Genomic DNA, 12,371 nt, shown 5'->3' with positions numbered 1-12,371 from the left:
AGTTCCCCCCGCCGGGCCCCCAGATGCAGAAACGTCGTCAGCATCACCATGTCCTGCCCTTCAGCCTTGGCCAACACCTTGAAGAAATCCACCTCCGACGGGACATACCGGGGATGCCGCATCTCAGTGTAGCGCTCCACCGCCCTGAACGGGTTGGGGGAGTCTGGGAAGTTGGGGAGGATCTTTTTGGCCCATTCCCATCCTCGCGCCAGGTTCTTGCGGTCTTTGTTGGCCGCGTTCCCAGACCGAGTCTCTTCTTGGCGGTCCAGGTGCCGCATGGCTTCGGCGGAGGTCAACCCCTCGACCGGGAAGCCCGCCCCGAAGGTTTCGACCACGGCCTTAAAGCTGGTCACCTTTTCGGAAAACGTCCCCTTGGCGTTGCGCCGCTTAGCATGGTCAAGATGGGCGTTTCCCCAGCTTAAGACCGTCCAGGAGGCCGTATCGGTTGTCGTCTCGGGCGGGTTCTCCAGGGTCTTTCTGGTTTCCTCCTCCCAGACAAGTGCCTTTTTGTACTCCGGCCCGCCCCTTTTTCCGGGGCCGAACCACTTGATCGCGATCTGACGGCCGTCCTTTTTGATCTGGGCGCGCCAGCGGCGTTCGTCGCCGCGTTTGCATAACGCTGGCATCGCATAAACTCCTGATGTAGTTGTCAAAGAACCGCAGGCGTCCGGCAACCCAGACACCGCCCAGGTCTTCGGCATACTTGCGAACAGTACGCGGGTCAACGCCGAGAATATCGGCGACGTCCTTAACGGAGAGGGGTGGCCCGAGTTCGGCCTGGAGGGGGGTGCCCACTGGAGCCTCCGCTGAGGGAGAGCAAAGGTCCAATGGGTCGTCTCAATGCGGTCACGGCGACCTCAGGGTCTAATTTTGGCAGACGGTAAGAAGCGGTCTCTGTCTGTCAAGGGACAATTGGCTTAAACCGTAGCATAGTACGCCGGGGTGTCGTGGCTGCGCACATGGGCGATATGTCTCAACATGCCAGAGTATAATGATATATTCCAGAGAAAGGCCCTGCGCAGTGCTGTCAGAAATAAAAATTTTAAAAAGTTTTGCAATTCCTCTTGCCAGTGCATGTTTTGTGATTTATTAAGGTAGCGTCGAAGCAAAAGCATTGCCAGCCTCTCATTGCCAGCCTCTCATTGCCAGCCTCTCATTGCCAGCCTCTCATTGCCAGCCTCTCATTGCCAGCCTCGACATTAGTCCACGCCTCGACACTAGGCAGTATTAGCGTCAGTCAGCATTGTATTGTGCTGGCGTAGCTGGATATTGGTGTTGGCGATGCTCACTGTTGAGTGGCGCGTTAAACGCGTAGAAACGTTTTATAGTCCGCTAGACGGACATACAGAAAAGGTTAACGCCATGATGATTACAGATTTTTACCGTATTGAATACGAAAACGGCAAGGAAAATGTTTCACTCTTGGTCACTGACGAAGAGTCCGGTGCCTTCCATGTGATCGAGCGCACCCCCCTGATTTCAAATCCTCGCTGCGAGAGCGGGTATTGCCCCCACGTTTTCCTGTCGCGTGTTTATAACGTTGGTGACGTCGAAGTGGAGCACAGTGTCCTTGTCCTCCAGTATTATGACATCGCCGGCTTGGCAAAAAACGAAAAGATGAAGTCAATATCAGCGATGATCAATTACAGCACGACCTTGATGTACGTTGCGCTTACAAGTGATAAAGATGCTGATGAGTTTGTCACGGGCTATAGCCTGATTTAGGCCTAGGTGAGCCGCCCCGGAGGAGGTCTCAATAACTCCTCCGGGGTGTTAAAGGCACACTGATATCGTAATTGCAATGTATGATACTTAACGGGCCGTTTGATTAGTGCATTAATGGAGAAATTTTAATGAGCGATTCCGAAATGACAAACACGCCGGCCATTATCATGGGGCCGGAAGAGTTCCTAAAAGTACTTTGGGCCGGCTACACCGGGGATGGGATCCTCAATTTGTGGACCCTGCCCGACAAATTAACCCACAATTTCAAGGCCGCGACAGAGATCGATGCCGCTGCAACAGCGGTTTATGACCTCACGCAGAGTGGCCAGAACGTTTATGTCCAGATGGGCCTCCAAGCTGAGGAGACCGGTCCGCGCAGTCGCGGCAAAGAGGCTACGACAACCGCAATCTCGGGATTTTGGCACGACACTGACATTGCCGGCCCCGGGCACAAGCAGAAGAATTTGCCACCGGACCTGGATGCGGCTCTGGCCTTGATTTTCTCCTTTCCGCTGTTGCCAACCCTGGTCGTGCATTCGGGTGGGGGCTTGTATCCCATATGGATGTTGCACAAACCCTGGGTCTTCGCTTCGGACGGTGACCGGGACGCTGCAAAAGCCCTTTCAATGCAGCTCCAGGGCCATCTCAACGAACTTGGCCGGCAACGCGGGTACGTGCTTGATTCGACGGCCAACTTGGACCGCGTCTTGCGCATTCCTGGGGGGCTGAACCAGAAGGATCCTGCGAATCCTCGGCCGGTCCAGGTCATCTTCTATGAACCCAGAAACCGGTATTCCCCGGAGGAAATCGCCCAAGCGCTTCCGCCCGTTGCGAACACGGCGGCCGCCCCCAGGTTGAAAAGCAAATCCAATGCGCCTGCCCAGCGCAAGCAGTTCCCCTTAGCCGATTATGCCAAGATTGTTTCGGGTTGCACCTGGTTGCGTCATTGTGTTGAAGATGCCGCAAGCCTGCCCCAACCGGAATGGTATGCCGCGCTTTCTGTCGTGGGACGTTGCCTGGATGGCCACGCCAAGGCGCATGACCTTAGCATGGCCTACCCTGGGTATTCAGCGCAAGAGACCGACAAGAAGATCGCAGATGCCGTCAATAACGCCGGGCCAAGAACCTGCGTCGACATCCGCACAAATTGCGGAGGGGAGATGTTCTGTTCTGTCTGCTCGTACTGGGGCAAAGTCACGAGCCCCATTTTGCTTGGTACTTCCAAGGCACTCGGCATAGTCTCAGTGGCCGCCGAGCTTGCCATACCAGGTGCGCCTGTGCCCAACGGCACGGTTATACCGGCCCAGTATGGCATCAGCCTCGACGAGGGGATTTGGCGCTATGAGGACGGCGGGGACGACGGCCCCTGCCCAGTTCGGGTCTGTCCTGCGCCGGTTGTGATCGTTGCCCGGTCTCATGACGTCAACGCTGGGACCGAGTTCATGGAATTGGGGTGGTACAAAGACCGTCGCTGGTATCGGCAGATTGTAAGCCGCCGGACTGTTGCTGATGTCCGCGAAATTTTGGAGCTTTCTAGTTATGGGCTGCCGGTGACGAGCCTATCGGCTCGGCAGTTGGTCCTTTATCTTGAGGATTTCGAGGTCGCGAACAAGGGCACGGTACCCTTGGAAAAAAGCAGCAGCCACCTCGGTTGGCAAAGCGACGATGCATTCCTCTGGGGCGTGACCTTGCTGACGCCCTCGGGAAAAGGGTCGGTTAATGCTGTTGCTTTTCGTGCCGAGGATACTGGTGATGCCCAGATCGCCCAGGGGTTCCATGCAAAAGGAACCTATGACGCATGGGTTGGCATGGCCAACTTGTTGTACAGCTTCACAAAGGTTTTCATCGTGGTCATGGCAGCTCTTTGTGCGCCTTTCCTGCGCATCTTGCGAGCAGCTAATTTCGTCGTTGACATCGCGGGCGAGACCTCCAAAGGGAAAACAACGACCCAAATAATAGGCGCTTGCGGTTGGGGAAATCCTGATCACCGCATGCCGAACAGCGCGTTGCATACCTGGGACGCGACCGACGTCTGGTTTGAGCGACTGGCGGCTCTCCTGAATGGGCTGCCGGATATGCTCGACGACACGAAGAACGCAAAATCAGCAGATGCCGTCGGCGACTTGATCTACCGCTTTGTTTCCGGGAAAGGCAAGGGTCGAGGGACTACCGTCGGGACGCGCGTGACCGGCACGTGGCAATCCATCCTGATTTCGTCAGGGGAGCAGGGTGCCGTGGATTACGCCAAGCGTCACGCAGGAGCGAAGGCTCGAGTCTTGAGCCTGTGGGGCTCGCCGTTTGGGGATGGAGACCAGGGAAAGTTCGTCAAGAGCCTGGAGATGGCGGCCAGGGACAACTACGGCCACGCCGGACCAAAGGTGGTACAATTCATCCTTGACCACCGTGACGATTGGCCGCTTTGGCGAGGTGCATATGCTGAGATGCTGCGTGCCTTCTCGTATCGTGCCGGCAACAACGGCGTGGCAAACCGCCTGAGCGAGATTCTGGCTTTCTTCGCCGTCACTATTCCCCTCATCCATGCCGCGCTGCCCGAGTTGAAGCCTTCGCGCCCGATCCGTGACATTCTCGACGAGCTTTGGCCGGCGGTGGTGCTGGGAGCTGAAGACGCAGACAAGGCGACTGAGGCCGTCAAAACTCTTTGGGGGTGGGCCGTGGCGAACCAAGCCAAGTTCTGGGGCCGCCACAAAGTCGACAGTAATGGCAACCCCGTTGAACCGAACCAGGGCTGGGCTGGCCGGTGGGACAATCCTGGTGATTGGAAAATATTCGCCGTGACAAAGGGAGCGCTGGAACGTGTCCTGGATGCCAACTTCGAAGTGCCGGCTCTGATCAAGACGTGGTGCGACAGAAAATGGCTGGAAATGCCCAAGTCTGGAAAGGGGTTCCAGCGAAGCGTCCGAATCGGGAATGCTCCATGTGATGCCTACGTTTTTTCTAAGGCGACCTTGTCGGACATCCTCGGCATGGACCTTGCCAAAATCGACAAGCGAATCTCAGACGATGAGGCCCTGCGGTAGGCGCGGTCTGGTATGGACGGTCAGGACCGGGGGGATTCCGGTCCTGACCAAGAAAACGGCAAAAAATATAATAAAAACAAATATTTATATATTTGGTATGGACGGTAAGGACGGTATGGACAAAAAAATGGGTACCCCGGAGGAGGTGGTATTTTTGGGGAGAGGGGAAATGGGAAGGTCTCCTATGACCCCGAAATCTGCCCCCTTAGGGGGGTATCCCAAAAATCCGTCCATACCTTCCATACCGTCCATACGAAACAGTAACTATTTAAAAAATAACTATTTTTTAGAAAAAAATGGTAAGGAATCGGTCTGGACGGTCAGGATCCACCCTGGAGGGAAAAATGACGTTTTTTGAAGAGATGTTGGAACGCTATGGACTGCCTGAGGAAATCTTCGGCATAACCACCCAGGATTACGAGTCTCTGGATGCAGCGCAGCAGGGTGAGGCAGCGAAGGAAGGGGACGTCAGCCAGATTCTGGGGCCGGTGCCTTGTGATCCGGATGAGATCCCCGACGCTTTTGAGGTTGCGGAGCTGGCGGCACCACATGGAGGTCATGTTGACCCCGACATGCCACCCTGGGGCGATGAGGGCGATGAGAATTGGGGCTCCCGTCTCGACTTCGATATCGGCATCGACGATCCGTTTATGCCGCCGCGCGAGTCCTAGTGACTATAGGCAGAGCCTACAGTTGTGCTGGGTTGGGCCTCAAGTTCATGTCGAGGACCCCGATCGGTGTGTGGACTGGTGGAAGGTTCAGGATTGACAGGGGCGGCTTCGGCCGCCCTTTTCATCGGTGCGCCCGGCCGGGGCGTGACCAAGTGCTTGGGCCACCCCCCAGAGCAATGATAGATTCGACCGCCTCAGGCTGACACGGTCTCGACCCAGTTTTCCCCTTCCAGCGGTTGCTGATGACGAACCGCCGCCGGGACAAGCTCCAGGATCTCATGGAAGCGTTGATCGCCCGGATCAGGTTTCCTGGCGACCTCACTTGAAAGGGGCGTCCTGGCAGGGATGGCAACGGGGAAGCCCAAGTTGGCACGGCAACGAAGCTTTCGCCCTCACAAACGGATGGAGACTGCCTCCAGACGAATGGAGGCCTGCGCTCGCTCGCCGAGGCTGTCCGTATGCGGATAAAGGGAACGGCGTTCTAGCGGGACCAACCCTACTCTACACGCCATCGTAGCCTTGGGGCGCTCGTCAGGAGCGCCCCTCATCAAGAACTATTTCCAGGCCTTTTTGTGCGGCCAGATCATACCAGGCGTCAAAGGCAGACAAAAAATCCTCCTGTCCACGCCAAAACGGGAAAGCACCCAGGCTTTTTGGCAATGACGCCGAGACGACCGGCACCGCGATCTCTCCCCATGTTCCGTCTACGCCCTCTCCTTGGCCCCAAAACGCCAGAGGATCGACAGGGAGAGCCTCACCCTTCCCCTTGCTCCCAATTGGGCTTTGCGAGTCTAAACGGACGCCCTGCACCTCTGCAGCATCCTCGCCCGCTTGCAGCATCTCCACCAGCCCATCCCGCGTCATGCCCCTGAGTTTGAAAAGCAAGAATGGGTCGCGGTCGAATTCTTCAGCCACCAGGAAGTACACGGCGGCGATATGCTTGCAGGGGTTCGACCAGTCAGGGCAGGAACACTCCGTCACCAGATCCTCGTACCGAGACGGGAAAAGCGACACCTTGGCCTTTTTGAAAACAGATTCCAGGGCCTCCGGCATTTGCCCGGCGAGCAGCGCCGCGACATAGCCGGCCTCCTGGGACAGCGCGCCGGCCACCTTGGACCATTCCGCTGGAGCCAAGGTCTTGACCCGCATGGTGACGGCATATGGTTTCGCCCGCGACCCCTGCACTTTGGCCGAAATAGCGCCGACGCCGATATCTACTGAAAGGACTTGCCCGCTGCGGGCGTAACTGCGACCCCGGGTCAATCTGGCCCCCAGGTTGAAGCCGGAGATTACCTCGATCCACCGTTTGGCCCACCAATTCTCTCCGAAAGAGCCCCGTTTGCTCTGGGCCTTGATGCCGCCCTTGGCCTCTCTCGGCTTGGACGGCGGGAAATATCCAGAATACCAAGCCATGCTAGTCCTCCAGCGCTTCCTTGCGTAGCGCAAAAAGATCTTTGATTTCGGCGTTGGAAAGCTCGGTGAGCCAGGCTTCGCCGGAGCCGACCACAGTATCCGCGACCTCTTTTTTGCGTTCGATCATGGCGTCGATTTTGTCCTCCAGGGTACCCACACACAGGAACTTGTGGACCAGGACGTTTTTGTGCTGCCCGATGCGGAAAGCACGGTCCGTGGCTTGGTTCTCCACGGCAGGGTTCCACCAACGGTCGTAGTGGAAGACGTGGTTGGCGTTGGTCAGATTGAGCCCCGTGCCGCCGGCCTTGAGCGACAATATGAAGATCGGTGGGGCGCTGGAACCTGTTTGGAAGCGCTCAACCATCTTATCGCGCTGGTTCTTGGTAACGCTGCCATGCAGAAAAAGCATCTCCCGGCCAAAAGTCTCTTGGAGGTGAACCTTGAGGATATCACCCATTTCCTTAAACTGGGTAAACACCAGGGCTTTATCCCCAGCCTCGACGACTTCTTCGAGCATATCCGTTAGCCGCGAAAGCTTCCCAGACCGATCCGGGATGGCCGAATTGTCGCCGAGAAATTGGGCCGGATGATTACAGACCTGCTTGAGCTTGGACAAAGTGGCCAGGATGATCCCCTTGCGCTGGATGCCGTCAACTTCGGCCAGTACTTTCTCCAGATCCTTGAGCACGGCGGCATAGAGGGACGCCTGTTCCTTGGTCAGATGGCAAACAGTCTTGCGCTCCACCTTATCCGGCAGATCGGCGATGATTGTCTTGTCAGTCTTGACGCGGCGCAAAACGAAGGGACCGGTCAGCCGTTTGAGTTTGTCCGGGGCCTCTGGATCGCGGCCTGTTTGAATCGGAATGAAAAATCGTCGGCGGAACTCAGCTTGGCTTCCCAGAAAACCAGGGTTGAGGAACTCCATGATCGACCACAAGTCGCCGACATTGTTTTCCACCGGCGTGCCGGTCAAGGCGATACGGAAGTCGGCCGTGATCGCACGAGCCGCCTTGGCCTGTTTAGTTTCCGGGTTCTTGATGTTTTGCGCTTCGTCCAGAATCACGCCGCCCCAGGCGATCGTGCCAAACAGGGAGACATCGCGTTGGAGGAGGCCATAGCTTGAGATGACCAGCGCGTGTTGCGGCGCAATCTTTTCAAAAGAGGCGTCCTTTTTCCGGGTTATTCCATGGTGAACCATGACAGGCAAGCCAGGGGCGAACCGAGCGGCCTCCTGGACCCAGTTGTTGACCACCGATGTCGGACAGATCAAGAGACTCGGCTTTTTCCCGTTGGCCTCCCAGCCTTGAAGGAGAAGCGTCAGGGTCTGAATGGTTTTGCCCAAGCCCATGTCGTCGGCGAGGCACGCACCCAGACCCCATTGCCGCAAAAACGACAACCAAGAAAAACCTCGAACCTGATACGGACGCAACGTGGCGGAGAGGGACGCCGGCGCGGGAAGTTCCTCAAAGGCGGCCTTCCCCTCAAGCTGCTTCAAAAAGTCCTGGATCCAGCCGGTCGCCTCGACCCCTCCGAATGCGAATCCATGTGTGGTTTCCTGGCCGCCAAGCGCCATATGGATGATATCGCGGACGGTGGCTGTCTCAGTTGCTTTCTTTTTCCAAAATGCCACTGCGGCAGCGATCTCATCGGCGTTGACCTCAACCCATTGCCCGCGAATCTGCATCAACGGCGCCTTGAGTTTGGCCAGGGCCAGCAGATCTTTGATGCTCATGCGGGCGTCGCCGAGAGAGGCTTCCCAGTTAAATTCCACGATAGCGTCGAGCGAAAGCCCTCCTGAAGCTGCGAACTTCGGACTCTCGACATGAGCCCGGACAACGGGACGCAGTTTCGTTCCGGTGCGCGTCCACCACGCAGGCAGCATGACCCCAAATCCGGCTTGTTCGAGCGCTGGGGCTGTCTGGGTGAGGAATTCATGGGCGGCTTTTGTGTCACAAAGGAAGCCATTCGGCGCTGGTCCCTTGAGGCTGGCCGCGACATGCGGAGAAATGCCCGATGCCTGGCCCAGAGAAACAAGAACGTACTCCTTGGGCTTAGGGCCAAGATGCTTGAGGGCCCCGGCCGCTCCTTTTTTAGCGGTCCAGAGGTCGGCCAGAGGAACGAGGAGGCTGCGATCGTTATGGGGCTGCAGCAAATAGGAAACCTGCCACGTGTCCTTACCGGTAGACGCGCCTGCGGTCGGTTCCTCCAGTCTGAAGCATAAACGAACCGGTGATGCCGTGGAAATGGCCACCGGTCGCTTCCACCGCACGATATCCTTCTGAAGAGCCTCGACCTCTTTTCTGGGCCAATCGATCAAGCCCTCCTCGGACCCCAGCGCAGCCATCCAAGCATCGTGAACGCTTTGTGCTGGCACAGGCTGCCGTGGCCGACGCCCCTTCAGACGCGCGGAAACACGGTTGGCTGACCTGACCAAGGCGTCCACGGCATCTGTCAAAAAGGACGTGAGAACCTGCACCGCCGCAGTGGTTGGCGGCCCTTTTTGATCCGGGTTCGCCAGTGCCCGTGCCGATTGCGGCATTCCTTTGGCGCATGAGAAAAGGCGCTCCTGATCATCGGCGACAATGACCGGATCCCATACGGCATGGAAGTCGCCACCGATAGTCCGGACACTGGGCAGATACTGCTGCCTGGCAACAAGTGCACCCGCATATCGGATCATTTCCGCCCAATACGCCAGGTCATTTCCAATCACGACGCCCCGGGCCAAGGTCCGTTTGCAACAGCAGCCAAACAGGACCGCGAGAAGCGTTTCTCCTTCAAGCAAATACGCAGGCGTCAGCCAAGGTGAAAGAACCAGTGAGGCGGCGGGTGATTCGAGGTCGCCGATCAAATGGCTCGAGGGAACCGGGGCTTTTGGGGTGGAGGGCAACCACGCGGCGGCTTCGATCAGAAGCGTGGCGTCAGCGATGAGCCTGAAATGCTTTTTCAGGAGCGCTTCGAGGAGTTCCGGACTGGCGGCGCATGGTGATGGCTGCGGGACCACTTTCTTTCTAGATCCCGCTGGCGTGCCTGGAATGGGCTTTGATAGTGCGGTTTCCCCCCAGAAGAGCAACCCCACATCGGATTGGGCGGCATGAAGGATAAGCATGAGTTGAAGCCCCTCCCTTACGATTGCCAGCAGGGGTAGCAGGATGAACCAACTATCGCAAGCCTCCAGAAGAAAATACAAGAGACATACGGTTCTGTTCATTTGTCATAAGTTATATAGAAATAATACTTATAGACGGACATTTCCTATTTTTTGCAACTTTTACAGGGAGACAATGGATGTCAAGCATATCAAAAATTGGTTGGACAGACGCATCATGGAACCCAACAACAGGATGCACTCAAACAAGTCCCGGCTGCAAGAATTGCTATGCAGAAACAACAGCCAAAAAATTACATGGGATCGGATTCAAGGAGTATGATGAAATTTTCTCTGTCAAAACGCATCTGCACAAACTCTACCAACCGCTAAACTGGAAAAAGGGCAAAAGAATCCTTGTAAATTCCATGGGAGATTTATTGCATCCTGCCGTGCCAGACCAATTTATCTATGATGTTTTTGGAGTCATGAATCAGGCCACACAGCATACTTTTCAACTGCTTACAAAGTACTCAGACAGACTGGTTGATCTCTCGGCCCGCGTCCTCTGGAGCAACAATATTTGGGCAGGAGTGTCCGTCGAGAATCAGGACTATTGCTGGCGCATATCGCATCTCAAAACATTGGGAGCAAAACATCGATTCATAGCCTTTGAGCCACTCATCGGCCCTATTTCAGATCCTGACTTTAACAATATTGATTGGGTCATCATTGGAGGTGAATCTGCAAAGTATGCAAGAGAAATGAAAATTGACTGGGTCAGAACCATCCGCGACGCCTGCGTAAAGAGCAATGTACCGTTCCACTTCGCCCGGTGGGACAAACAGAATGCCAAGCGATTAGGAAGAACATTGGATGGCGTATTATGGGATCAAATTCCGAAATAGGAAAGTAATCATGTCTAGCAAAAAACACAAAACAAGCATTAAGCATCTCAGAAAATTAGTCGCTGAAATAATTGTCAATCCAACATACAGTCCATACTATCTTTCGACTGCCATGAGCGACACAAACCACTTTATGTCGCCGCCTTTAATATACTACTACCTTAAGCTGCTGAATCTCAATACGGCAAAGCAACGTGTAGAGCTCAGCAACAAATTCCGTATGCTAATAACCAACAGAGAGAAGCGCAATAAAGTTTAGCTGCAGAGCCAAGGGAGGCAATGGGAGTTGTCTCCCCTGGGCGATATTCGCGAAGATGTTGAAGCCGCAATCGCTTGTCCAAGCTTTCTGAGCAGTAGCCAGTCAGCTTTCATTGAAGATTGGGACGAAGGGACTTACATCAGCGCGTTCTGATGGGGCTGCATTGCTCTGGTCGGGTGGGCGGCTTCGGCCGCCCTTTTTATTGGGGCGCCCTTTTCACGCCGATAAGTGCCGAGGGGGTCAAGGCGATGGTCACCGACGGCGACAAGCTCGCGGCCATGGTCATGGACGCGCCAGTGGTAGACCTCTTGATTTACGACAACTTGCTCCATCGCCAGGAAGGTTGCGTATGATTCCTGAATCGGTGGTGTCAAGGGTTTTAGTCAGCGCCTCGAGCGCCTTTTGCGCCGTATTGTCTTGGTCATAGGCGTTTCTAAAGGCGAGCAGGCATGCGGCCAGCAAGGCGATGACTACGAAACGGAACATAGATACTCCTCCCACGCTTAGACGTTTCATCATCGAATCGCTGGCCTGTTTTCCGGCTGTCGCCTCCCACGCCAAGATGTCCCGGGATGACCGTTGGTCATCGGCGTCTGCGACACCCAGGTGCGCCTGTCTGTTGGCTGCGAAGATGCCGACGACATCATCGCTGATGTGCGCTAGGCTCTGGACGCGGCCCAAAGCGCCTGACCCCTTTGCCCCGAGCCGCGAAATGCTATATAGAGTGACATAGCGGTCTGGGACCGCCTAAATCGCCCCACCGGAGACACCATGAAAGCACTGTTCGCAACGCTTGCCGCCCTGGTCTTGGTCATGGCTGTCGGCACCCAGGCCCTGGCCGTGGAAGCGTCCGAAGCCCCCGGGGCAGCGCCCCTGGCCGAGGGCACGCCCTTTCCCGACGTGCCGCTGATCGGCCCCATCTCCCCTGAACTGACCGCGTCCCTGGGGCTGGCCTCCCAGACCGGCCCCACGCCCGTCAGCACGGTCAAGGCCGACGTGCTCGTGGTCGAAATTTTCAGCATGTACTGCCCATTTTGCCAGCGCGAAGCGCCCACCATCAATGCGCTGCAGGCCCTCATCGACAAGCAGACCCTAGGCGGGCGCATCAAGCTGATCGGCATCGGAGCCGGCAATTCCGATATGGAAGTGGATATCTTTCGCAAAAAATTCAACGTCCCCTTTGCCCTGTTCTCGGATGCGGACTTTGCCGTGCACCAGCGCATCGGCCAAGTGGGAACGCCCTTTTTCTATGTGCTGCGCCGCAAGCCC

The 12,371-nt window shown here is 56.2% G+C and carries 8 protein-coding genes and 1 pseudogene; 5 read left to right on the top strand and 4 right to left on the bottom strand.

The window, feature by feature from the left end; genetic code table 11:
• Positions 1-725 (bottom strand): annotated as a pseudogene (locus GTA51_RS19215) (hypothetical protein); the annotation flags it as partial.
• 550 nt (positions 726-1,275) lie between these two features.
• Here GTA51_RS19215 and GTA51_RS19210 point away from each other — a divergent pair.
• From GTA51_RS19210 to GTA51_RS19200, 3 genes are all read left to right on the top strand, one after another.
• Positions 1,276-1,725 carry a hypothetical protein gene (locus tag GTA51_RS19210; RefSeq protein WP_160964009.1) on the top strand — a complete coding sequence of 150 codons (450 nt, stop codon included), beginning with the start codon at positions 1,276-1,278 and terminating at the stop codon, positions 1,723-1,725.
• A 128-nt stretch (positions 1,726-1,853) separates the two neighbouring features.
• The gene (locus GTA51_RS19205) at positions 1,854-4,763 is read left to right on the top strand and encodes a DUF927 domain-containing protein (protein WP_160964007.1); all 2,910 of its coding nucleotides are present in this window, start codon (positions 1,854-1,856) and stop codon (positions 4,761-4,763) included.
• A gap of 344 nt (positions 4,764-5,107) precedes the next feature.
• The gene (locus tag GTA51_RS19200; protein ID WP_160964005.1) at positions 5,108-5,434 is read left to right on the top strand and encodes a hypothetical protein; all 327 of its coding nucleotides are present in this window, start codon (positions 5,108-5,110) and stop codon (positions 5,432-5,434) included.
• A gap of 531 nt (positions 5,435-5,965) precedes the next feature.
• On the opposite strand, the gene GTA51_RS19195 is transcribed toward GTA51_RS19200, so the two are convergent.
• Together GTA51_RS19195 and GTA51_RS19190 are read right to left on the bottom strand one after the other, a co-directional pair.
• Positions 5,966-6,847, bottom strand: a complete 882-nt coding sequence (locus GTA51_RS19195) for an SWIM zinc finger family protein (RefSeq protein ID WP_160964003.1) — start codon at positions 6,845-6,847, stop codon at positions 5,966-5,968.
• A gap of 1 nt (position 6,848) precedes the next feature.
• Positions 6,849-9,956, bottom strand: a complete 3,108-nt coding sequence (locus GTA51_RS19190; protein WP_246198240.1) for a DEAD/DEAH box helicase — start codon at positions 9,954-9,956, stop codon at positions 6,849-6,851.
• Between the two features lie 179 nt (positions 9,957-10,135).
• Between GTA51_RS19190 and GTA51_RS19185 the strand changes: the two genes are divergently transcribed.
• Positions 10,136-10,843, top strand: coding sequence for a DUF5131 family protein (locus GTA51_RS19185; RefSeq protein WP_160964001.1), 708 nt, complete (start codon positions 10,136-10,138; stop codon positions 10,841-10,843).
• A 541-nt stretch (positions 10,844-11,384) separates the two neighbouring features.
• Here GTA51_RS19185 and GTA51_RS19180 read toward each other — a convergent pair.
• The gene (locus GTA51_RS19180; protein WP_160963999.1) at positions 11,385-11,588 is read right to left on the bottom strand and encodes a hypothetical protein; all 204 of its coding nucleotides are present in this window, start codon (positions 11,586-11,588) and stop codon (positions 11,385-11,387) included.
• Between the two features lie 285 nt (positions 11,589-11,873).
• Here GTA51_RS19180 and GTA51_RS19170 point away from each other — a divergent pair.
• Positions 11,874-12,371: peroxiredoxin family protein (locus GTA51_RS19170; RefSeq protein WP_160963997.1), on the top strand; the 498-nt coding region annotated here is incomplete at its 3' end.

The organism is Solidesulfovibrio aerotolerans (genome assembly GCF_009856865.1).
GTDB lineage: Bacteria > Desulfobacterota > Desulfovibrionia > Desulfovibrionales > Desulfovibrionaceae > Solidesulfovibrio > Solidesulfovibrio aerotolerans.
Note: the sequence above shows the minus strand (reverse complement) of the source record. Positions and strands in the feature narration are given on the sequence as shown.